Below are 21489 nucleotides of genomic sequence, written 5' to 3' on the forward strand. Positions count from 1 at the left end.
AAACAGAAGAGGTGGGTTACGCTTCGCTAACCCACCCTACGATTTGAAATTCAGTTCTGGAGTGCTGCAGCGTGAATCCAAGGGAGCTGGCGATGGCCGACGAAGCGCGTTCGCGACTGGGCCGGGGTCTTGCAAGTCTGATCGGCGACGTCGGCGGCGAGGCTCAGCACGTCGACCGTCCGCGCGCGCAGCGCAAGGTGCCGATCGAATTCATCAAGGCCAATCCGCGCAACCCGCGCCGCACCTTTTCGGACACCGAGCTCAAGGAGCTCTCCGAATCGATCAAGCAGCACGGCGTGATCCAGCCGATCGTGGTGCGCCCCGTGAAGGGCGCGCAGGATCGCTTCGAGATCATTGCCGGCGAACGGCGCTGGCGCGCCTCGCAGATGGCCGGCCTGCACGAAGTCCCGATCGTGCCGGTCGACATCAGCGACAGCGATGCGCTGGAATTCGCGATCGTCGAGAACGTGCAGCGCGAAGACCTCAACCCGATGGAAGAGGCGCAGGGCTATCACGCGCTCGCCAACGAGTTCAAACGCAGCCAGGACGACATCGCAAAAGTCGTCGGCAAGAGCCGCAGCCACGTCGCCAACATGATGCGACTGACCAAGCTGCCGTCCGAGGTGCAGGCCTTCATCGCGACCGGTGAGCTGACCGCCGGTCACGCCCGCGCGCTGATCGGCGTGCCCGATCCGCTCGCCGCCGCCAAGCGCATCGTCGCGGAGGGCCTTAACGTCCGCCAGGCTGAGGCGCTCGCGCATGAAGAGGGCGTGCCGGAGCGCAAGCCGCATAAGGCGCGCGCCACCGCGGGCAAGGAAAAGGATCCCGATACGGTCGATCTGGAGAAGCGCGTCAGCGACGCGCTCGGCCTCAAGGTCACCGTCAATCATCGTGATCCCGGCGGCTCCGTCCAGATCGCCTACCGCAACCTCGATCAGCTCGACGAGGTGATGAAGCGACTGGCGAAAGGCGCGCTGTAGCCGCATCGAATCTCTATCACCGTCACCCTGAGGTGGCCGCTTCTTCAGCGGCCCTCGAAGGGCGACGGCCCGGTCGCATCGGGGCCGTTCATCCTTCGAGGCTACCCGCGCGTCGTGTTGCGCCGCGCGGCTCGCACCTCAGGATGACGGATTTGGCTATCCTGGATTGCTTCGCTGCGCTCGCAATGACGAGGGAAGAGAGTGCGGCCCTAGCCCCGACGCTTCGCATTCGCGGCGATCGCCATCAGCGTACGCTGGGCGATGGCGGCGGCCAGCGTCGATTGCTTGCGGGTGTCGAGCGCGGCGGTCGCGAGTTGCTCGATGATGCCGGCGAGCCTTGCCACGCTGAAATTGCGCAGCGCGGTTTCGACCATGGGCTTTCGCGAAAAATGCAGCCGCGGATATCCGCTGTCGAGCACGGCGGAGGCAGGCTGGCCGTCGGCGATCGCGAGCGCGGATTTGTGCAGCCACGCGGCCTGGCGCTGGGCGGCCGAGATGATCACGCCGGGATAGGTGCCGGCGATCATGGCTTTTGCGAACTCGGTCTCGACGATATCGGGCCGGCCGGCGAAGGCGCCGTCGACGATGGGATCGAGCTTCAGCTCGGACGCATCGGCAACGACGGCCATCACGTCGTCCAGCGTGATCTCGCCTTTGCCGTGGGCATAGAGCGTGAGCTTGCGCAGCTCGTTGCGCGAGGCCTGGCGGTCGCCGCCGAGGAACGACATCAGCGCGGCGCGGGCATCCTGGGCGATGCGCAAATTGGCGATGCGGAGCTCGTCCTCCATCAGCTTCGCGAGGTCGCGCTCGGTGTCGGGATAGCAGCCGATCGCCACGGCGGTCTTGGCCTTCTCGCAGGCCTTGCGCAGCGGCGATTCCGGGCGCAGCTCGCCGGCCTCGATCACGATGCGGCAATCCTTCACCGGCATCTCGGCCAACGTATCGACGCCGCTGGCAAAGCTGCGCGAGCCCGCGCGGATACGAATGGCACGGCGGCCGCCGAACAGCGGCACGGTCATGGCCTCGTCGACTAGGCGCGACGGCTCGGCCGAAAGCTCGTCGCCGTCGAGTTTGACAAGGGAGAAGGGGTCGTTGGGATCGTCGACGGCGGACGCAATCAGCGCGTCGGCGCGCTCGCGCACAAGGCCGGCATCGGGACCATAGAGCAGGACGATCGGACGGCCCGCGTCGGGACGGGCAAGGAAGGAATCGATCTCTTTTCCGCGCAGTGCGACCATGTTGCCCAAGGTTCGTCATTCCAGGGCTCGCCCTGCGGGCGCCCCGGAATGACGGGAAATGAACTAGGTGCCTGCGGTGAAGAACGCGGCGAGCCGGGTGTTGATGTTCTCGGCGATCTCGTTGGCGGCACGGTCCTCGGCGTCACGCACCGCGCGGTTGCGGGAGAAGCGCTGATAGGAGCCGGGCATGTCGTAGGACACGCGCGAGAACGTCGTGCCTGTCATCACCGATTTGCCGGTCGCGACCTCGATCAGATTGTACTGGCAGTCGATGCCGTAGTTCTCGCTGTTCGGCAGACCGGTGTTGGGATCGACGATCAGGGACGACTTGCTGGAGTTGAAGCGAATCTCCAGGCGATGGGTCGGCGGCATGCCTGTGGCCGAGCCGTAAAGCTTAAAGGCGAGGGCGTTGCGGACCTCGACGCCGACCCGGGCCTCGCGCGAGGCGTTGGCCTTGTTGATCGGTGGGAGGTCGACCCCCATCAGCTTCTCGCGCAGGCCGGGGGTACCATCGGTATGCTCGGCATACATCGGCTGGAAGCAGCCGGCCGTCAGCGCCGCAAGTGCGGCGACTGCCAGCAAGCGGGCTGCGATGCGGATCCTAGCCGACAACATTCACGATCCTCTTGGGGACGATGATCACCTTGCGGACGGGCTTGCCATCCAGGGCCAGCTTTACCGCATCGAGGGCCAAAACGGCAGCCTCGATTTCCGGATTCTGGGCCGCTGTTGCAACTGTGACATCACCCCGCTTCTTGCCGTTGACCTGAACCACAAGGGTCACGCTGTCTTCAACCAGCAAATCGCGTTCGATTTGCGGCCAATCAGCCTCCGAAACCAGCCCGGGCAGGCCAAGTCCATTCTTATAGAGCACCTGCCAGCACTCCTCGGCCAGATGCGGCATCATCGGGGAGAACAGCTGGACCAGGATCTGACTGGCCTCCCGGATCGCCCAGGCGAGATCAGGCGCCGGCTTGCCGGGGCGCTGCAGCACCTCCGAAAACGTATTCGTGAATTCCCGGATATGGGCGAGGCAGACGTTGAAATGCAGCCGCTCGACGCCGGTCGTGACCTTGTCGAGCGCGCCGTGGGCGGCCTTCCGCAGGAGGAGCGCATCGGCGCCGAACGAGGCCGGCCGGGCCGCGGGGGCAGCCTTGCCGAGTTCAACCGCATCGTTCACCAGCCGCCACAGCCGCTGCACGAAGCGCGAGGCGCCCTGGACGCGCTCGTCGCTCCAGATCACGTCGCGGTCGGGCGGGGAGTCCGACAGCATGAACCAGCGGGCGACGTCGGCGCCGTAGGTCGCGATGATGTCGTCGGGGTCGACCGTATTCTTCTTCGACTTCGACATCTTCTCGATCGCGCCGATCTGGACGTCCTCGCCTGTGCTGAGCAGCGTGGCGCGGCGACCGTTGCCGCCAACCTCGACCTTCACCTCGGCCGGCTGCACCCAGGTGCCGTCGGCCTTCTGGTAGGTCTCGTGCACCACCATGCCCTGCGTGAACATTCCGGCGAACGGCTCGTCCAGCGCGATGTGCCCGGTCGCCTTCATGGCGCGGGTGAAGAAGCGGCTGTAGAGCAGATGCAGGATCGCGTGCTCGACGCCGCCGATATACTGGTCGACCGGCAGCATCCGGTTGGCGACCGCAGGCGTCGTCGGCGCGTTCTCGTTCCAGGGATCGGTGAAGCGCGCAAAATACCAGGACGAGTCCACGAAAGTGTCCATGGTATCGGTTTCGCGCTGAGCCTTGGCCCCGCATTTCGGGCAGTTGACGTGCTTCCAGGTCGGGTGATGGTCGAGCGCGTTGCCCGGCTTGTCGAAGCTCACATCCTCCGGCAGCACCACCGGCAGGTCGGCATCCGGCACCGGCACGACGTCGCACGTCGGACAGTGGATGACGGGAATCGGGCAGCCCCAATAGCGCTGGCGCGATATGCCCCAGTCGCGCAGGCGGAAATTGACCTGGCGCTCGCCAACCGGCGCGTTGCCGCGCAGTTCGCCTTCGAGGCGTTTTGCAACTTCCTCCTTCGCCTGCTCGATGGTCATGCCGTCGAGGAAGCGCGAATTGATCATGCGGCCGTCACCGTCATAGGCGGTATCGGTCACGACGAACGTCTTGGGATCCTGCCCTTCAGGGCAAACCACCGGCGTGACGCCAAGACTGTACTTGTTGACGAAGTCGAGGTCGCGCTGGTCGTGCGCGGGGCAGCCGAAGATCGCGCCGGTGCCGTATTCCATCAGCACGAAATTGGCGACATAGACCGGCAGTTTCCAGCTTGGGTCGAACGGATGGACCGCGCGGATGCCGGTATCAAAACCCTGCTTCTCCGCAGTGTCGATGATCTCCTGCGCCGTGCCGATCTTCTTGATGTCGGCAATGAATTCCGCGAGCTTCGGGTTCTTCGCGGCGGCTGCCTGCGCCAGCGGATGATCCGACGAGATCGCCATGAATTTCGCGCCGAACAGCGTGTCCGGGCGCGTCGTGAAGATCTTCAGCTCGCTCTCGCCAGCGGGCGTCGTCGCCTGATCCAGCGCGAAACGGATCAGCAGGCCTTCGGATCGGCCGATCCAGTTGCGCTGCATCAGCCGCACCTTGTCGGGCCAGCGGTCGAGCCCATCCAGCGCGGACAGCAATTCCTGCGAGTACTTCGTGATCTTGAAGACCCACTGGCTCATCTCGCGCTGTTCGACGATCGCACCGGAGCGCCAGCCGCGGCCGTCGATCACCTGCTCGTTGGCGAGCACGGTCATGTCGACCGGGTCCCAGTTGAGCTTGCGCTTCTCGCGCTCGGCGAGACCTGCGCCGAGCATGTCCAGAAACATCTTCTGTTGATGCTTGTAGTAGCTGGGGTCGCAGGTCGCGAACTCGCGCGACCAGTCCAGCGACAGCCCGATCGAGCGGAGCTGCTTCTTCATCGCGGCGATGTTGTCGTAGGTCCAGGCTTTCGGCGCGACCTTGCGCTCGATGGCGGCGTTCTCGGCCGGCAGGCCGAAGGCGTCCCAGCCCATCGGGTGCAGCACGTTGAAGCCTTTGGCGCGCATGAAGCGGGCCAGCACGTCGCCGAGCGTGTAGTTGCGGACGTGGCCGATATGGATGCGCCCGGACGGGTAGGGGAACATCTCCAGCACATAGTATTTCGGCCGGGAATCGTCGTTCTTGGAGACGAAGATCGCTTGTTCGTCCCACTGGCGTTGCCAGCGCGGTTCGGCGTCGCGGGCGTTATAGCGTTCGGAGGTCATGGAATCGTTGGGTTTTCGTGGTTTCGGCCGCCTGAAGAGGCCGGACTAGGCCATAGAAGTCCTCGGGGGGTCAATGGGTTGCCGCTGCCGGCGGCACCTCGCAATACTGCTCCGCAAAAGTACGGACAAGGGTATCGGGATCGGATTAAGGGGTCGGTGCGAGGTTGGCGGCCAACAGCACCCCGCGTCAGGCGATGGCCTCAGGTTTCAACGATCCCGATTACGACTATGCCGCGTCCATCGATGGACGGGCGATGCGGAGCATGGCCGAGCAGCGGATTCCCCCGACGCCGACCAATTTTGCCATCTGGTTCCAGTATTACGCCGGCAGCCATGACGATTTGCGCAACGCCATCGACCTCCTGATCGACCACAACCGTCCGTTCGACAGCGAGGCTGCGGGCTAGAGAGTAGGCAAGCTAGAGGTCAGCCCGCCATCGCGATTTCGGTGGTGCTGCCCTCGATCCGCAAAATGCCGTGCTCGACGACATTGTTGCGGCCGCGATGTTTGGCGGCATAGAGCGCAGCGTCGGCAGCTTCGATCAGATCGCCCGGACGCAAGGTCTCGTTCGGCCGCGTCGCCGCAACGCCGATCGACACCGTGACCACCATGTGGGCGGAGGTGATGTGCGGCAGGCAAAGCTTCAGCACGGCGGCGCGCACCTGTTCGCCGATCTCGACGGCGCGGTGCACGTCGGTGTTCGGCAGCAGCAGGCAGAATTCTTCGCCGCCGTAGCGCGCGGCAAAGCCCATCGTGTCGGCGGCGATGCCGGACAGCGACTCGCCGAGCCGTGTCAGGCAGGAATCGCCTTCGAGATGGCCGTAGGTGTCGTTGAACAGCTTGAAATGGTCGACATCGATCATCAGAAGCGCGAGCTCGCTGCCATATTGCTGCGCGCGCATCCATTCGAAGTCGAGACGGCTCTGGAAGCCGCGGCGGTTGGCAAGTCCCGACAGCATGTCGATCGACGCCATCACCGTCAGCCGGTCGTTGGTCGCGATCAGCTCGCGCTCGCGCTGGCTGAGCTGGGCGGCCATCGCGTTGAGCGCGCGCGCCAGCGGCACGAATTCGGACGGCAGCCGGTTGCGCGCCGCGCGGGCCGACAAATCGCCCTCGCCGAGACGCTTGGCCATGTCAGCGAGCATTTCGATCGGCTTGATCACGAGCTTCTCGGCGGCAATCAACGCGCCGAGCAGCACGAACACGACGACGAAGGCGAGCTGGAGATAGGCGGTGCGGATGTCGCGGTTGACCGCCGCGGACACCTTGTCCTCGTCGATGCTGGCGATCAGGCGGGAATTGGTGCCGGCGATGCGGATGAAGCTGACCGCGCGCCGCGATCCGTCGGCGGCGAGAAACGACAGCGAGCCTTCGTCCTGGTCGGAGCGCAGGGCCATGTCGGCGATCGCCGACATCAACGGCATGTTGTCGAGCGGACGACCGACCGAGCTGTGCTGGTCGGCGGGCGCAGCCAGCACGGTGCCGGCGCTGTCGACCAGCACCGCCGTGATGCCGGCGCGGCCGCCCAGATTGTTCATGACCTTCGACATCCAGTCGAGGTTGACGGTCGCGAGCACGACGGCGTCGGCGACGCCGCTGAACGCGGAGACCGGATAGACCGCCATGACGGTCGGCGACTGCACCGGCCGCGACAGGATGAAGTCCGACAGCACGAAGCGGCCGGTCTCCTGCGCCTGCTGGAAATAGGGCCGGTCGGAGAGATCGAGGCCGACATACATGTTGTTGGTCGCGCACTGGATGCGGCCGTCCTGGCCGGCGATCAGAAGCGTGCGGATCCAGGGAAGGCTCGTCGGCAGGCTCGCGCGCAGCACGTCGCAGCTCTTGCTGACGCCGCCGGCGGAGGCGCGGATGAAGGCTTCCGATTTCAGAATGGTCTCGACCGACGAGATCACTTCGCGCTGCGCGTCGGCGCTGTGCCTTGCCACCGTCGTGAATTCGGCCGTGGCCTGCGCGATTTGTTTGGTGCGGGTGTCTTCGAGCGAGCGAATGCGCTCGAGCATCAAGGGCGCAACCAGAATCACCGCGAGCAACGCAAGCCGGGCCCTGATGCCGAGGACCTGCTTGAGTTTTGCTCGTTTGCGGTTGAAACTAACGTTTGCCATCTTCGCTACCCACCCCACGGGCAAGGTAAAGCGAAGGGTTCAAAAACTCTTTCTTGAACTCGGTAAAATTGGAACTACCTCCGTTACTCCTGCAATTGATCGACGTCATGACAGAAGAAAACGCCGCGCCGGTAACCGGCGATTCACCAAACGCGCTCGCCGCGGTCGAAGCGGAGATTGCACGCGCCTGCAAGGATGCGCGGCGTGATCGCGCTTCCGTGACGCTGATCGCGGTGTCCAAGACTTTCGCGGCGGATGCAATTATCCCGGTTATCGGCGCCGGACAACGCGTGTTTGGCGAGAATCGCGTGCAGGAGGCCAAAGGCAAGTGGCCGGCGTTAACGTCTGTATACCCGGACATCGCGCTGCATCTGATCGGGCCGCTGCAATCCAACAAGGCGAAAGAGGCGGTGGCGCTGTTCGATGCCATCCATTCGGTCGACCGTCCGAGCATTTGCCAGGCGTTAGCCAAAGAAATCGAATCCCAGAACAAGCACCCGCAACTCTTCGTCCAGATCAATACCGGCGAAGAGCCGCAGAAGGCCGGCATCGCGCCCGGCGAGGCCGACGACTTCCTCGCGAGCTGCCGCGACACCTACGGGCTGACGATCTCCGGCCTGATGTGCATCCCGCCGGTGGACGAGCCGCCGGCGGCGCATTTCGCGCTGACCGCCAAGATCGCCGCGCGCAACGGATTGCAGAATCTGTCGATGGGCATGAGCGCGGATTACGCGACCGCCATCATGCTCGGCGCCACCCATGTACGCGTGGGCTCGGCAATTTTCGGGCATCGGTAAGCGTCGTTAGCGAAGGCCGCGCCCGGCAACGGCTTTCGAATTCGTCATTGCGAGCGTAGCGAAGCAATCCAGAATCTTTCCGCGGAGGGTTTCTGGATTGCTTCGCTTCGCCGCAATGACGGCGAGGCCTACGCGAACCTCACCGAGACCTTCCCCAACACCCCGAAATCCACCGCAAAATGATCGCCGGCCTGGATCGGCAGCGGCGGATGGCACGTGCCTGTCGTCACCACCTCCCCTGCCCGCAAGGTGATGCCGAGTCCGCGTAGCTCGTTGGCGAGCCAGGCCAGCGCGACGCGGGGATCGCCGAGCACGTTCTTGCCGTGACCGACATAGCGCTCGCCGCGCAGCGCGATCTGCGGCCGCTCCTCGATGAGATCCATCGCGCACCAATTTGCAGACGTTGCTGCGCCTAGCACGAACAGATGCGCGCAGGCATTGTCGGCAATGAGCTGCCCCTCGCCGGCGCCGGCAAAATCGGTGAAGCGCGAATCCGGAATCTCGATCGCGGGATGCAGCGTGTCGACGGCGGCAAGCACCTCGTCGACACTGTACGGCGCCGAACGCGGCGCCAGATCGCGCCCCATGCGGAAGCAGAATTCCGGCTCGCCAACACGCATCGCGTTGCCCTTCATCGACGCGGTGCCGCCGTCGGCGATCACGGTGTCGCGCATGATGCGACCAGCGAGCGGGCTTGTGACGTTGATGTGCTTCTGTCCGGCCTCGCTCGTCGCGGCGATCTTCCAGCCGAACACTTGATCGCCAAGTGCGGCCTGCACCGCGTAACCGTCAGTGCGGCTCTGCGGCCGCAGCCGCGTCTCGAGCGCGTCAAGCTTGCTGCCGTCGCGCCAATGTTGAATGAGGACGCGCGAGGCGGCGGCGACCTGATCCTTGTCGAGCATGTATCCTCACCCGATGATGATTCTTGTTCTTGGTCCTATCAGCCGCAGCAATTGTAGCATTGCCGCCTTGGTCATGGAGACGCAGCCTGCGGTCGGGCCGAAATTGTCGCGCGCCAGATGCAGAAACACCGCGCTGCCGCGGCCGGCGATGCGCGGCCTGGTGTTGTGGTCGATTTCGATGATGAAGTCATAGAGCTGGTCGGCGCGCTTGAGCCGGTCGCCGCCCTCGCCCTCCCCGCGCCGGATCCACTGGTTGTAGTGGCGATCGCCGGGATCTTCGCACCAGGCGTCCGCGCCCGTGATTATCCGGGCCGGCAGCAACGTCTGAGGACGGCTGTGCCGGTCGCCCCGCCACCACAATTGCCGGGGCCGAAAGCTGCCCCTAGGGGTGCCGCCATCGCCCTCGCGCTTGTTGGCCAGAATGCCGCCGCGCCCCAAGGCCACCGGAATGGTCAGCTGTCCGGCCGTTAGCCAGCCCCGGCGCGGATTGCCGGCAGCAGGCTTAACGCGGATCATCGAGAGCTGTGCAGAGCGTCGACTCATGGTATAAGGGTTTGAATTGGCGTTGTTTTTCATGTGAACGGGCAGTGTCGAATTCATTACAGGACATTCATCGAATGGCCCTGCTATTCTGGGTTAGAGTAATTCCGGCTTGTGAATCGGTAACAGCCCACTACTTCAACACGAACAACAATAAAAACAGCGACCCTTTAAACTTCCCATCACGGCCGGGTGCGGCATGCATGCGCGCCTGGTCGACCCCAAAAGGATGATCCCCTATGGCCAATGCCCGCAAGATCCTGATCGTGGATGACGATACCGATCTGCGCGACACGTTGGTGGAGCAATTATCGCTGCACGAAGAATTTGAAGCCTCCGCCGTCGATACTGGCGCCAAAGGCGCCAGTGCCGCAAAGGCCAATGCCCCGGATCTCGTGCTGATGGATGTCGGCCTTCCCGACACCGACGGTCGCGAAGTGGTCCGCTCCCTGCGCAAGGGCGGCTTCAAGGCGCCGATCATCATGCTGACGGGGCATGACACCGATTCCGACACGATTTTGGGCCTGGAATCCGGCGCCAACGACTATGTGGCAAAACCCTTCCGTTTCGCCGTGTTGCTGGCCCGCATCCGCGCCCAGCTGCGCCAGCACGAGGCCAGCGAGGACGCGGTGTTCTCGGTCGGCCCCTATTCCTTCCGTCCGGGCTCGAAGATGCTGACCGCCGCCAATGCGCGCAAGGTCCGCCTCACCGAGAAGGAAACGGCGATCCTGCGCTTCCTCTACCGGGCCGGCCAGATGCCGGTGTCGCGCGAGACCCTGCTCCAGGAGGTCTGGGGCTATAATTCCGGCGTCACCACCCACACGCTGGAAACCCACATCTACCGTCTTCGCCAGAAGATCGAGAAGGACGCCGCCAACCCGGAAATCCTGGTGACGGAAGCCGGTGGCTACAAGCTGGTGCCGTGATACGTTCCAGGAGCGCGCGATTCGTCGTAAATTAGCGCGTTCCACGAGCCTCGGACCGGAATGTCAATCGACGATGACGTAGCGCTGCTCGAGCGTGTCCCGACACTGCGCCTGTTGGGAGAGGCCTCGTTGCGCATGCTGGCGATCGGCTCCGAGCAGCGTGACTTCGTCCGCGGCGACATCCTGTTCAATCTCGGCGACGATGCCGACGCCGGCTTCGTGGTCCAGCGCGGCGCCTTTCGCGTCGATGACGGCGCCGGCGCCGAGATGATCGCGGGCCCCGGCACGCTGATTGGCGAGCTCGCGCTGGTCGTGCCGATGAAGCGACCGTCGGGCGCGGTTGCGATCGAGCATTCCTCGGTCATCCGCGTCGCGCGCAGCCTGTTTCAGCGCGTGCTCGAAAGCGACCCTGCCGCCGCACTCCGCCTCCGCGACGAATTCGCGGTTCGCTCCAGCCAGATCGCGAGCGACATTCTGATGGCCGGTGCGAAGCTGAGCACTTGAGATCGTTCCGGTCTCTCCAGACTTCATCCCTTGTTGAACGCATATAGCGCGCTGCGGTCGTCCTGATAGAGCCGCCGCAGTCCCGGCATGACCGTCAGGTGCGAGGCATCGACGTCGAGCAACCAGACATAGTCGAAGCGATCGCGCGGAATTTGCGCGATCCTTTGCGCGAGCGTGGCGCTCAGATCGCCGTCGCAGTCGCCCGGGGCTATCTCGATGTACTGAGACGGATCTGCGTTGAACGCGGTGCCGCGCGCATGGAGTGGTGTCAGCAGCTGTTGACCACCCGATGCGTCCCATTGCGAGTTGACGAAGGCGTCCCGCCGCACGATGGCAAGCGACCCCAGATGCGCGACACGCGGTGCACGCCATCGCTCGCAGCTTGGCGGCCGTGTCAGGACCGCGATGCTTGCGCCGTGCGGGACGTCCTTCAGGGCCTGCAGATGTTGCGCGTAGCCGGAATCGTAGGCGGCAAACCCGACAGCCATGGCGACGATCCGAATCGCAAAAACAGCCAGCGCCACGCCGGCAATGATCGCGGAGCCGCGCTGCATGGCGTCGGTCGGCGCGATGGCGGTGAGGCCGACGATGAAGAAGATGGGCCATAGCCGGACATCGGCATAGACCGCGCCGAACATCTCGCCTGGCATCAGCAGGATCAGAATGAGGAAGCTCGCTGCTCCGACCAGCAGTGGTGGATTCACCCTGGTGTCACGGCTGCGCATTCCAAAGTACAGCAAGCCAATCGCCAACAGCAGGCTCAGCGTGTCGAGCCAGATATTCTGGTCGCGCAGCGTCCAGACCAGTCCAAGGATCTTTGTGCCGATGTCGAAGAAATGACCTGTCGAGGCGGCGCCATTGCCTTGCCGCCAGACAATCATGAGCACAGCCGGAATCATGACCGGCCAGATGCGTCGCAGAATGACGATCACCATGGAGGGCCATGCCGCCGGGGCGCGATTCCAGCTGCGGCAGAGCTCAAAGGCGCCGACGAGGACGACCAGAACGACCCAGCCGTAGGCATGAGCGAGCCAGACTAGGCAGGCGGCCGCCGCAAACAGCGCGGCGCGCATCACCGAACCAGTCTTCCCTGTCGTCTCGACCCAGGATGCGAAAACGTGAAACGCGAGCGCGCAGCCAAGCCAATAATTCACGAAGCCAAGCTGGAACGGATAGGACATCGCGAACCATGCGGCCGCGATCGCGAAGGGCGTGAGCTCCCCATGCAATGCCCGGCTGATGCGCCCGATGGCAGAGATCATGAGGAGCGGAAGCGCCAGCGCAATCAGCCAGGCGGCGCGTTCGAGACCGAGCATCGGTGCCAGCGGAGCGATGAGCAATTCAACGCCCAGATTGCCGACCAGCTGCCAGTGAAAATCCCAGTTCTGCTGGAGCGCCGGCGAATCCGCCAGATGTAGCTGCACCTGGTAGCGGCCGATATGAGCGAGGTAATCGATCAGCGGCGGCGTGTGCACGAACCAGAAGGGTATCGTGCTCAGCAACATCAATCCCGGGACGACGAAACGGGAATTCCACCACGCGCGAACGGGCGGTTCTGTGGGGGCTGACGGTGCGGGCGTGCCCATCGTCGTCTCCGAAGGCCTAAACGTCCAGCGTCACCGTCACCGGCACGTGGTCCGACGGCCGCTCCCAGCTTCGCGCATCGCGCAAGATGTTGAAATCCTGGACCGCGTCCTTCAGCGCGCGCGAGACCCAGATGTGGTCGAGCCTGCGGCCGCGGTCGCCGACGGTCCAGTCGGCGGAACGATAGCTCCACCAGGTATAGACCTTTTCCGACATCGGGATGCGGTCGCGCGCGACGTCGACCCATTCGCCGGCGCTGAGTGCGGCCTGCAGCTTTTCGGTCTCGATCGGCGTGTGCGAGACGACTTTCAGCAGCTGCTTGTGCGACCACACGTCGTTCTCGTGGGGCGCGACGTTGAGATCGCCGACCAGGATGTGGCGATCGTCTCCGCGCGGATGCAGCGGTTCGCACACCTTCATCTCGTCGAGAAAGCGAAGCTTGTGGTCGAATTTCTCGTTCAGCGCGGGATCGGGAATGTCGCCGCCGGCGGGCACGTAGAAATTATGCAGCACCAGCGGTTTTGCGATGTTGGCCTTCTCGCCGAACGACACCGAGATATGACGCGAATCCACCTTGTCGCAGAAGGTCCGGATGTCCGAGGACTCGAATGGAATCTTCGAGACGATGGCGACGCCGTGATAGCCCTTCTGCCCGTTCAGCGCGACGTGCTCGTAACCAAGCCGCTTGAAGCGCTTTAGCGGAAAGGCGTCGTCGATGCACTTGGTCTCCTGGAGACACAGCACGTCCGGCCGCGCGCTCTTGAGAAACTTCGCGACCAGATCGATGCGCAGCCGCACCGAATTGATGTTCCAGGTTGTCAGGGAAAGACGCATGAGAATTGCGTCTTAGCAAGCTCTCGTAGGGTGGGCAAAGGCGCAAAGCGCCGTGCCCACCGTCTTTTCTGGGTTTGGATCGAGAATGGTGGGCACGCTTCGCTTTGCCCACCCTACGGCACTGCGGCACTTACCCCGGTGACGGCACGCTGTAATTGGTGAAGTCGATCTTGAACATGCTGGGATCGAGCTTCTTGCCCGCATCCAGATTATAGACCGCGATCGTGGTGTCGTAGCCCTGCGGGTCGGTGACGGTCCATTGCTTCAACTGGCCGTCCTTGGCGCCGATCATCAGCAGCAGACGGCTGGTGCCGACCAGCGCCTGCTTCTCCTCGATGGTGACGCTGATGAAGAGATCGTCGGCGGTGACGTTGACGACGTTGGTGTCCTTCATCAGGTCGATGCGGTCCGACAGCAGGAAGCGGAGCGGCGTCTGCGACAGCGGATAGACATCCTGCGTGGCGAGCTTGCGGTCGCGCACGACCACCGACGATCCGTCGGCGACGATGTCGATTGGGCTCGGCGGATCATATTCGAAGCGCAGCTTGCCGGGCTTCTGGATGTAGAAATCGCCCTGCGTCTTGCTGCCGTCGGGGCCGACCTGGACGAAATTCCCGACCAGCGTCGACAGCGAGGACAGATAGGCGCTGACTTTGGCCGCCTGCGCCTTCTGCTTGTCGTCGAACGTCTGGAAGATGCTGCTCGGCACGTTGCGGCGCGGATCGGGAATGACCGGATTCGGCGGCGCCTGCGTTGCACCTGTAATCGACGGTCCGCCCGACGGCGGAGCAGCGTCGCGGGCCTTCGGTGCCGGTTTCGGCACGGGCACGGTCTGCGCCATCGACGCTGCGGTCACCATCGCGGCGGTGACGAGCAGCACGCCCGCCACGCGCGCGCTGCGCGTCGCGAAAGTGGCCGCGAATCGAATGTCCGGATGTTGGGTCAACGCGTCGTCCTGTGTGGCTGGGCGTCGTTTTAGCGTGATTTCGGGCAAAAGCAGATAACGTTTTTGCGTGAAGTAGGACTTTGAGGCGGCTCGCCTCACATATGGCTGTCTTCTTCTTCGACCAGAATCTCGCGTTTGCCGGCGTGGTTGGCGGGTCCGACGATGCCCTCCAGTTCCATCCGCTCCATCAGCGATGCGGCGCGGTTATAGCCGATTTGCAGGCGGCGCTGGATGTAGCTGGTCGACGCCTTGCGGTCGCGTTTGACGATGGCAACGGCCTGCTGGAACAGGTCGCCGCCGCCATCCGCGCCCATGCCGCTGGCGTCGAACACGGCGCCGCCGTCCTCGTCCTCGGTCGGCTCCTCGGCCGTAACCGCCTCGAGATATTCGGGTTGGCCCTGCGTCTTGAGGTGGCGCACCACCTTCTCGACTTCATCGTCCGAGGCGAACGGGCCGTGCACGCGGCTGATGCGGCCGCCGCCGGCCATGTAGAGCATGTCGCCCTGGCCGAGCAGCTGCTCGGCGCCCATCTCGCCGAGAATCGTGCGGCTGTCGATCTTCGAGGTGACCTGGAAGGCGATGCGGGTCGGGAAGTTCGCCTTGATGGTGCCGGTGATGACGTCGACCGAGGGACGCTGTGTCGCGAGGATGACATGCAGGCCGGCGGCGCGCGCCATCTGCGCGAGACGCTGAACGGCGCCTTCGATGTCCTTGCCGGCGACCATCATCAGGTCGGCCATTTCGTCGACGATGATGACGATGTAGGGCAGCGGGTCGAGCGAGAGCTTTTCTTCCTCGTAGATCGCCTTGCCGGTTTCCTTGTCGAAGCCGGTGTGCACGGTGCGTGTCGGCTCTTCGCCCTTGGCCTTCAATTCGCCCAGGCGCGTGTTGTAGCCGTCGATGTTGCGCACACCGAGCTTGGCCATGTTCTTGTAGCGCTCTTCCATCCATCTCGCGCACGGCCCATTTCAGCGCGACCACCGCCTTCTTCGGATCGGTCACGACGGGGGTGAGCAGATGCGGAATGCCGTCATAGACGGAGAGCTCGAGCATCTTCGGATCGACCATGATCAGCCGGCACTGGTCCGGGCGTAGCCGGTAGACCAGGCTGAGAATCATGGTGTTGATGGCGACCGACTTGCCGGAGCCGGTGGTACCGGCGATCAGCATGTGCGGCGTGCGCGCGAGGTCGATGATGACAGGATCGCCGCCGATGGTCTTGCCGAGGCAGAGCGGCAGTTTTGCAACCGTGTCGATGGTTTCCTTGGCGACCAGCAGCTCGCGCAGATAGACCTTTTCACGATGCGCGTTCGGCAGCTCGATGCCGATGGCGTTGCGGCCGGGGACGACGGCGACGCGCGCCGACAGCGCGCTCATCGAACGGGCGATGTCGTCGGCAAGGCCGATCACGCGCGACGACTTGATGCCGGGAGCCGGCTCCAGCTCGTACAGCGTGACGACCGGACCTGGATTGGCTTTCACGATCTCGCCGCGCACGCCGAAATCCTGCAGCACGCCTTCGAGCGCGCGCGAATTGGCTTCCAGCTCGGCCTTGCTGAGCGGCTGGCGATCGCCGGCCTTGGGCGCAGCCAGCACGGACACGGACGGAAGCTCGAACTTGTCGGAGGATTTCTTGGAAGCGGCTTTCGGTGCGGCCTTCTTGCGCGGAGCACGCGCGGCCGGCTCCTCTTCTTCCTCCTCCTCGTCTTCGTCTTCTTCGTGCTGGTCCTCGTAATCCTCGTCCGCGGACTGCGGCGAGATCGAGGGCGCGGCACGGCCGCCGAGATTGGGTTCCTGCCGGCAGAACGAAACGGCCTTGGTCTTCGATCCGCTCGAGACCAGCGAGCGATAGGCCGCGCCGAACAGCCAGATCAGCCGTGCCTTGGTGCTCATCACCGCGTGGAACAGCCAGCCCAGCGACACCGAGCCGCGATCGCTCTCCTCGTCTTCGTCGAGCGGCTTGTCGTCGTCCTCGATCTCCGCGAGCTCTTCGTCATGCTCGCGTGCGCCGAGCCCGCAGGCGATCAGGAAGGTCGCAGCCAGCGCGACGAACAGGATAGTGGCGAGCACCATGCGATAGATCGCGCCGGGCGGCCCGAAAATGACCGCGGGCGCGCGCACCAGCGCATCGCCGACCACGCCGCCAAGCCCGGTCGGCAGCGGCCAGGCGCCACCATGCGGCCAGCAGCTGACAAAGCCCGCCGCGATCACGGTGCAGAGAATCCAGGAGCCGAGCCGCAGCGCCTCGCGGTCGAACGGGCGATGGGTCATCATGCGCCAGCCCCACACCGCGACCGTCAGGATCAGCATGATCGCGCCGAGCCCGAGGATCTGCATCGCGAGGTCGGCGCCGATGGCGCCGGCATAGCCGAGAATGTTGCGGATCGGCCGCGAGGTCGCGTGGCTGAGGCTCGGGTCCTGGACTGACCAGGTCATCAGCGCGGCGGACGCGACGCCCGAGAGCGTGATCAGGCCGAAGCCGGCGAGCTCACGCGCGCGCCGGCTCAGTGCCTCGCGGATCGAGGGCGGCAGATGGCCGACCAGGGGAATCACACGTTCGATTGCCGACATGCTCATGGGCCCGCCTAACCCAGAGTTTCGACCAGCCGGTGCAGCGCCTGCGCCGTGGTCTCACTATCCTGCACCAGTGCCAGGCGAATATAGCCGGCACCGGGATTGAAGCCGTCGGGCTGACGCCGCGCCAGATAGGAACCGGGCACCACGCGCACGCCGGCTTCCTTGAAAAGCCTGAGAGTCACGGAGACATCGTCGCCGATCTCGGACGTATTGAGCCAGACGCAGAAGCCGGCGTCGGGCCGGCGATAGCCGTAACGATTGCCGATGATCTGGTCGGCGAGGTCGAACTTGATCCGGTAGAGCCTGCGGTTCTCCTCGACATGCGCCTCGTCGCCGTAAGCAACGATCGCGACATGCTGGAGCGGCACCGGCACCTGCGGCGCCGCGATGTTGCGCAGCTCCAGAAACATGCCGATGAGCTTCTTGTCGCCGGCGGCGAAGCCGACGCGCAGGCCCGGCAGGTTGGAGCGCTTCGACAGCGACTGGAACGCAACCACGCGGGTGAAATCGGGGCCCGCACATTCGAGCGCGCTGCCCGGTGCTTCGCGGGTGTAGATCTCGGAATAGCACTCGTCGCTCAGGATCACGAAGTTATGGCGATCGGCGAGGCTCTTCAGGCGCGTGAAATAATCGCGCGACGCGACCGAGCCCTGCGGATTGGCGGGTGACGCCAGATAGAACGCGACCGTGCGCGCGAGCGTCGCTTCGTCGATGGCGTCGAGATCGGGCAGGAAGCCGTTTTCGACGGTGGTCGGCAGATAGACCGGCTCGCAGGCGGCGGCACCGGCGCCAGCGCCATAGACCGGATAGAACGGGTTCGGCATCAGGATGGCGGGCTTGCCGGGACGCGGGCCGACATAGCGCGCTGCGGCGATCGCGGCGAGGAACAGCCCCTCGCGGCTGCCATTGAGGACGAGAATCTCGCTCTTGGGGTCGAGCTGCCGCGGCAGCCTGAAGCGCGACGACAACCAGGCGCTCGCGGCCTGGCGGAACGGCTCGGTGCCCTGGTTCATCGGGTAACGGCCGAAATCGGCGATGTGCTTGGCCAGCACCGGACCGACGAAGTCAGGCACCGGATGCTGCGGTTCGCCGACTGCGAGCGAAATCAAGGGCTTGCCGGGTTGATGCGGCGCCAGCAGCTCGTTCAGCCGGACGAAGGGCGAGCGTTCGTTGTCGGAGCTTCCACCGGCTAGCGGCGCACGGGATGAAGCGGTCATAGCCATTCTGGGCGCCAGCACTCTTGGAACGGCCGGCGCATGGATACGCCAGCGGAAAAGCGGTTCAGTTCACCATAGATAGGGCGAGGTTAAGACGCGATTAACCATCGGTCGGCCGGCCCGTCCAGAGCCGGAAAAATGAGGCTGGATAACAACGGGATGCGGTGGTGGTCCTAACCTCTCCCGCTTGCGGGAGAGGTCGACGCGCCCCGGGCGATGCGGAGCATTGTCCCGCGCGCGGCGGGTGAGGGCTCTCTCCTCTTGGGGAGTCTCTCTGTGGAGGCACCCCCACCCTCCCCCGCGAGCTGGAGAGGGAGCGCACCGGATTTCCTGGCTCAACTCGATCTTCAGTGCGCCGGCAGCTTCTCGAAGGTCGCCATGCCCGCGGGGATCGCGTGGAACTCCTGCTTGTCGCAGGTGTAGATCGCCATCTGCGGGTGGAACTGCTTTGGCTCGTCCAGCGTGCCGACCTTTACGATCGTGGCCGGCAGTCCCGGAACCTTGGTTACCAGATGGGTGCCGCATTCGGCGCAGAATTCCCGCGTCACGGCGTGCTCGAGGTCCTTGCGGGTGAACTGTTTGGGTTGCCCGGTGATGTAGGTGAAGCCCGCCACCGGCATCGCGATGAAGGTGTTGGGCGCGCCGCCCGAGATGTACTGGCACTCGCGGCAGTGACATTGGGCCTGCATCATCGGATCGCCCTCGGCCACATAGCGCACTTCGCCGCAATAGCATCCGCCTTCCAAACGCATGACGACCTCCCGTTTTGTTGTTCGTTGTGGTCGTTATTTCTGCGCCGGCAATCTGGAATGGCAATCTCTTTCTTCGAGGCGGGGGCAAAAAGAAAGGGGCTCCAACTTGCGCTGGAGCCCCTCAACGGTCGGGGCATTGCCGGGTATGTGCCCAAACCGTAGTTGTGGACGCGATCCCCGAGGAGAGATCGCGCCCCGGGAGGAGTGGTTACATGTTGTAGGCGCGCTCGGTGTGGTCGGTGATGTCGAGACCTTCACGCTCGCTCTCGACATTGGCGCGGAGGCCAACGATCACATCGACGACCTTGTAGAGGATCGCCGAACCGACGCCCGACCACACCAGCGTGGTGCAGACGGCTTCGATCTGGGAGATCATCTGCGCCGCGAAGTCGTAATCGGCAACCTTGGGCGGGATCGCGGTGTAGTCGATGATGCCCGCACCACCGAGAGCCGGATTGACCAGGATGCCGGTGCCGAGGGCACCGACGATGCCGCCGATGCAGTGCACGCCGAAGACATCGAGCGAGTCATCGTAGCCGAGCGCGTTCTTCACGACGGTGCAGAAGAACAGGCAGACCACGCCGACCACGAGGCCGAGGACGATCGCACCCATCACGCCGGAGAAGCCGGCGGCAGGCGTAACGGCCACGAGGCCCGCGACAGCGCCGGAGATGACGCCGAGCACCGACGGATGACCCTTCACGATCCACTCCGCGAACATCCACGACAGCGCGGCGGCTGCGGTGGCGACGAAGGAGTTGGTCATGGCGAGCGCAGCGCCGCCGTTGGCTTCGAGGTTGGAGCCGGCGTTGAAGCCGAACCAGCCGACCCAGAGCAGCGAGGCGCCGATCATCGACATGGTCAGCGAGTGCGGAGCCATCAGGTCCTTGCCGTAGCCGGTGCGCTTGCCGATCAGCAGAGCGCCGACGAGACCTGCGATGCCGGCGTTGATGTGCACCACGGTGCCGCCAGCGAAGTCGATCGCGCCTTTCTTGAAGATCCAGCCGGCGTCGGCGTTGATCTCGTCGAGCTTGGCCTGAGCCGCGGTCTTCGCAGCTGCATCACCCGCAGCAGCCAGAGCCTTGGCAGCGTCCTGGATCGCGTCCGGGCCGGGCCAGTACCAGACCATGTGCGCGATCGGGAAGTAGATCAGCGTGACCCAGAGCGGGATGAACAGGGCGATCGCCGAGAACTTCATGCGCTCGGCGAAGGCGCCGACGATGAGGGCGGGCGTGATCGCCGCGAACGTCATCTGGAAGCACACATAGACGAGCTCCGAGATGTTGGCGTCGACCGAGAAGGTCGCGGCCTTCGAGTCGGTGGTGACCCCCATCATGAAGGCCTTGGAGAAGCCGCCGATGAAGTCGGAGCCGCCGGTGAAGGCGAGGCTGTAGCCGTACACGGCCCAGATCACGGTGACGACGCAGACGGTGTAGAACACCTGCATCAGGACCGAGAGCATGTTCTTGGAACGAACGAGACCGCCGTAGAACAGCGCGAGACCCGGGATCGTCATCAACAGCACGAGCACTGTCGATGTCAGCATCCAGGCGTTATCTCCCTTGTTGACCGTTGGCTCGGCATAGGCTGCGGTCGCAGCGAACAGGCCGACTGCGAGAGCCGCCAATCCCGCGCCATAGGGACGCTTAAACGTCATTTCATTTACTCCTGATTGGATTTTGGTTGAGCGCGAAATCAAAGGGCCGCGGCGTCGGCCTCACCGGTGCGGATGCGGACCGCATGATCGAGGTTGATGACGAAGATCTTGCCGTCGCCGATCTGTCCGGTTTTCGCAGCCGACGTGATGGCGTCGATGGTCTTGTCGACCTGCTCGGAGGCGACAGCGACTTCGATCTTGATCTTGGGCAGGAAGCTCACGGCATATTCGGCGCCGCGGTAGATTTCCGTATGGCCTTTCTGACGGCCATATCCCTTGACTTCCGTCACCGTGAGACCGTGAACGCCAATGGCGGTCAGGGCGTCACGGACTTCTTCCAGCTTGAATGGCTTGATAATCGCCATAACAATTTTCATGGGTCCTATCCCCGCTTGGGCCCGGTCCGGACGTGGCCGGGCGTTTCTCGACTGGTTCGCCACGAGGGAGAAGTTCACTACGCGGGCACAGCCACGACCCTTAGAATCAAATGCCGTGCCAGATCGGGCGGCTTGCCTAACGGACTATGAAAGCGGGGGTTTTCGCGTTTGACGGGTATTGCGGTGTAGTGCGCTATTACGTCGCGCTCAATCCATGGTCATACCTGATCAAAAAGAAGGCACGACAGGCTACCGACACAATCGCTGCCCACGTGTCGGGCAGCGGAGAGGTA

At 64.2% G+C, this 21489-nt stretch carries 18 protein-coding genes and 1 pseudogene; 5 read left to right on the top strand and 14 right to left on the bottom strand.

The window, feature by feature from the left end:
• Positions 1-92: 92 nt before the first annotated feature.
• A complete protein-coding gene (locus FXB40_RS37275; protein WP_187437413.1) occupies positions 93-980 on the top strand; it encodes a ParB/RepB/Spo0J family partition protein in 888 nt (295 codons plus the stop codon).
• Positions 981-1189: 209 nt separating this feature from the next.
• Here the strand turns inward: FXB40_RS37275 and holA are convergent, their stop codons facing one another.
• The 3 genes from holA to leuS form a co-directional block, all read right to left on the bottom strand.
• Positions 1190-2218 (bottom strand): DNA polymerase III subunit delta, encoded by a 1029-nt coding sequence (gene holA, locus FXB40_RS37280; RefSeq protein ID WP_148777308.1) that lies wholly within the window; start codon positions 2216-2218, stop codon positions 1190-1192.
• Positions 2219-2281: 63 nt separating this feature from the next.
• Complete coding sequence (gene lptE, locus FXB40_RS37285) at positions 2282-2833, bottom strand: LPS assembly lipoprotein LptE (RefSeq protein WP_148777268.1); 552 nt, start codon at positions 2831-2833, stop codon at positions 2282-2284.
• On the bottom strand, positions 2820-5459 hold the full coding sequence (gene leuS / locus FXB40_RS37290) for a leucine--tRNA ligase (RefSeq protein WP_148777269.1): 2640 nt from the start codon (positions 5457-5459) through the stop codon (positions 2820-2822). Before leuS ends, lptE begins: the two co-directional genes overlap by 14 nt.
• Positions 5460-5623: 164 nt before the next feature.
• Between leuS and FXB40_RS37295 the strand changes: the two genes are divergently transcribed.
• Positions 5624-5866: a hypothetical protein gene (locus FXB40_RS37295; RefSeq protein ID WP_246208225.1), complete on the top strand. Its 243-nt coding sequence runs from the start codon at positions 5624-5626 to the stop codon at positions 5864-5866.
• Positions 5867-5885: 19 nt separating this feature from the next.
• Here the strand turns inward: FXB40_RS37295 and FXB40_RS37300 are convergent, their stop codons facing one another.
• Complete coding sequence (locus FXB40_RS37300; RefSeq protein WP_187437414.1) at positions 5886-7583, bottom strand: diguanylate cyclase domain-containing protein; 1698 nt, start codon at positions 7581-7583, stop codon at positions 5886-5888.
• Between the two features lie 107 nt (positions 7584-7690).
• Here FXB40_RS37300 and FXB40_RS37305 point away from each other — a divergent pair, with 107 nt between their 5' ends.
• Entirely contained in the window at positions 7691-8380 is a 690-nt protein-coding gene (locus FXB40_RS37305) for a YggS family pyridoxal phosphate-dependent enzyme (RefSeq protein WP_148777309.1), read from the top strand.
• Between the two features lie 128 nt (positions 8381-8508).
• On the opposite strand, the gene FXB40_RS37310 is transcribed toward FXB40_RS37305, so the two are convergent.
• A complete protein-coding gene (locus FXB40_RS37310; RefSeq protein WP_148777271.1) occupies positions 8509-9282 on the bottom strand; it encodes a 2-keto-4-pentenoate hydratase in 774 nt (257 codons plus the stop codon).
• Positions 9283-9288: 6 nt separating this feature from the next.
• On the bottom strand, positions 9289-9858 hold the full coding sequence (locus FXB40_RS37315; protein ID WP_187437419.1) for a L,D-transpeptidase family protein: 570 nt from the start codon (positions 9856-9858) through the stop codon (positions 9289-9291).
• Positions 9859-10061: 203 nt separating this feature from the next.
• Here FXB40_RS37315 and FXB40_RS37320 point away from each other — a divergent pair, with 203 nt between their 5' ends.
• Together FXB40_RS37320 and FXB40_RS37325 are read left to right on the top strand one after the other, a co-directional pair.
• Positions 10062-10748 (top strand): response regulator transcription factor, encoded by a 687-nt coding sequence (locus FXB40_RS37320; protein WP_007598630.1) that lies wholly within the window; start codon positions 10062-10064, stop codon positions 10746-10748.
• 60 nt (positions 10749-10808) lie between these two features.
• Positions 10809-11252, top strand: coding sequence for a cyclic nucleotide-binding domain-containing protein (locus tag FXB40_RS37325; protein ID WP_148777273.1), 444 nt, complete (start codon positions 10809-10811; stop codon positions 11250-11252).
• Positions 11253-11275: 23 nt separating this feature from the next.
• Here the strand turns inward: FXB40_RS37325 and FXB40_RS37330 are convergent, their stop codons facing one another.
• The 8 genes and pseudogenes from FXB40_RS37330 to FXB40_RS37365 form a co-directional block, all read right to left on the bottom strand.
• Positions 11276-12838, bottom strand: a complete 1563-nt coding sequence (locus FXB40_RS37330) for a hypothetical protein (RefSeq protein ID WP_148777274.1) — start codon at positions 12836-12838, stop codon at positions 11276-11278.
• 16 nt (positions 12839-12854) lie between these two features.
• Positions 12855-13670 (bottom strand): exodeoxyribonuclease III, encoded by an 816-nt coding sequence (xth, locus tag FXB40_RS37335; protein ID WP_148777275.1) that lies wholly within the window; start codon positions 13668-13670, stop codon positions 12855-12857.
• A 130-nt stretch (positions 13671-13800) separates the two neighbouring features.
• Positions 13801-14559 (bottom strand): outer membrane lipoprotein carrier protein LolA, encoded by a 759-nt coding sequence (locus FXB40_RS37340; protein ID WP_148777310.1) that lies wholly within the window; start codon positions 14557-14559, stop codon positions 13801-13803.
• 152 nt (positions 14560-14711) lie between these two features.
• Positions 14712-17193, bottom strand: a pseudogene (locus FXB40_RS37345) (DNA translocase FtsK).
• A gap of 8 nt (positions 17194-17201) precedes the next feature.
• Positions 17202-18416 (bottom strand): aminotransferase class I/II-fold pyridoxal phosphate-dependent enzyme, encoded by a 1215-nt coding sequence (locus tag FXB40_RS37350; RefSeq protein ID WP_148777276.1) that lies wholly within the window; start codon positions 18414-18416, stop codon positions 17202-17204.
• A gap of 341 nt (positions 18417-18757) precedes the next feature.
• Positions 18758-19162 carry a GFA family protein gene (locus FXB40_RS37355; protein WP_148777277.1) on the bottom strand — a complete coding sequence of 135 codons (405 nt, stop codon included), beginning with the start codon at positions 19160-19162 and terminating at the stop codon, positions 18758-18760.
• A 208-nt stretch (positions 19163-19370) separates the two neighbouring features.
• On the bottom strand, positions 19371-20819 hold the full coding sequence (locus FXB40_RS37360; protein ID WP_148777278.1) for an ammonium transporter: 1449 nt from the start codon (positions 20817-20819) through the stop codon (positions 19371-19373).
• Between the two features lie 38 nt (positions 20820-20857).
• Positions 20858-21196: a P-II family nitrogen regulator gene (locus FXB40_RS37365; RefSeq protein WP_027535364.1), complete on the bottom strand. Its 339-nt coding sequence runs from the start codon at positions 21194-21196 to the stop codon at positions 20858-20860.
• Positions 21197-21489 lie beyond the last annotated feature (293 nt).

The organism is Bradyrhizobium rifense (assembly GCF_008123425.1).
GTDB classification, from domain to species: domain Bacteria; phylum Pseudomonadota; class Alphaproteobacteria; order Rhizobiales; family Xanthobacteraceae; genus Bradyrhizobium; species Bradyrhizobium rifense.

Bases quoted from the DNA above. Each gene is read 5' to 3' on its own strand.
- FXB40_RS37275 (WP_187437413.1), top strand. From the start codon at position 93: ATGGCCGACGAAGCGCGTTCGCGACTGGGCCGGGGTCTTGCAAGTCTG.
- holA (WP_148777308.1), bottom strand. From the start codon at position 2,218: ATGGTCGCACTGCGCGGAAAAGAGATCGATTCCTTCCTTGCCCGTCCC.
- lptE (WP_148777268.1), bottom strand. From the start codon at position 2,833: ATGTTGTCGGCTAGGATCCGCATCGCAGCCCGCTTGCTGGCAGTCGCC.
- leuS (WP_148777269.1), bottom strand. From the start codon at position 5,459: ATGACCTCCGAACGCTATAACGCCCGCGACGCCGAACCGCGCTGGCAA.
- FXB40_RS37300 (WP_187437414.1), bottom strand. From the start codon at position 7,583: ATGGCAAACGTTAGTTTCAACCGCAAACGAGCAAAACTCAAGCAGGTC.
- FXB40_RS37305 (WP_148777309.1), top strand. From the start codon at position 7,691: ATGACAGAAGAAAACGCCGCGCCGGTAACCGGCGATTCACCAAACGCG.
- FXB40_RS37310 (WP_148777271.1), bottom strand. From the start codon at position 9,282: ATGCTCGACAAGGATCAGGTCGCCGCCGCCTCGCGCGTCCTCATTCAA.
- FXB40_RS37315 (WP_187437419.1), bottom strand. From the start codon at position 9,858: ATGAAAAACAACGCCAATTCAAACCCTTATACCATGAGTCGACGCTCT.
- FXB40_RS37320 (WP_007598630.1), top strand. From the start codon at position 10,062: ATGGCCAATGCCCGCAAGATCCTGATCGTGGATGACGATACCGATCTG.
- FXB40_RS37325 (WP_148777273.1), top strand. From the start codon at position 10,809: ATGTCAATCGACGATGACGTAGCGCTGCTCGAGCGTGTCCCGACACTG.
- FXB40_RS37330 (WP_148777274.1), bottom strand. From the start codon at position 12,838: ATGGGCACGCCCGCACCGTCAGCCCCCACAGAACCGCCCGTTCGCGCG.
- xth (WP_148777275.1), bottom strand. From the start codon at position 13,670: ATGCGTCTTTCCCTGACAACCTGGAACATCAATTCGGTGCGGCTGCGC.
- FXB40_RS37350 (WP_148777276.1), bottom strand. From the start codon at position 18,416: ATGGCTATGACCGCTTCATCCCGTGCGCCGCTAGCCGGTGGAAGCTCC.
- FXB40_RS37355 (WP_148777277.1), bottom strand. From the start codon at position 19,162: ATGCGTTTGGAAGGCGGATGCTATTGCGGCGAAGTGCGCTATGTGGCC.
- FXB40_RS37360 (WP_148777278.1), bottom strand. From the start codon at position 20,819: ATGACGTTTAAGCGTCCCTATGGCGCGGGATTGGCGGCTCTCGCAGTC.
- FXB40_RS37365 (WP_027535364.1), bottom strand. From the start codon at position 21,196: ATGAAAATTGTTATGGCGATTATCAAGCCATTCAAGCTGGAAGAAGTC.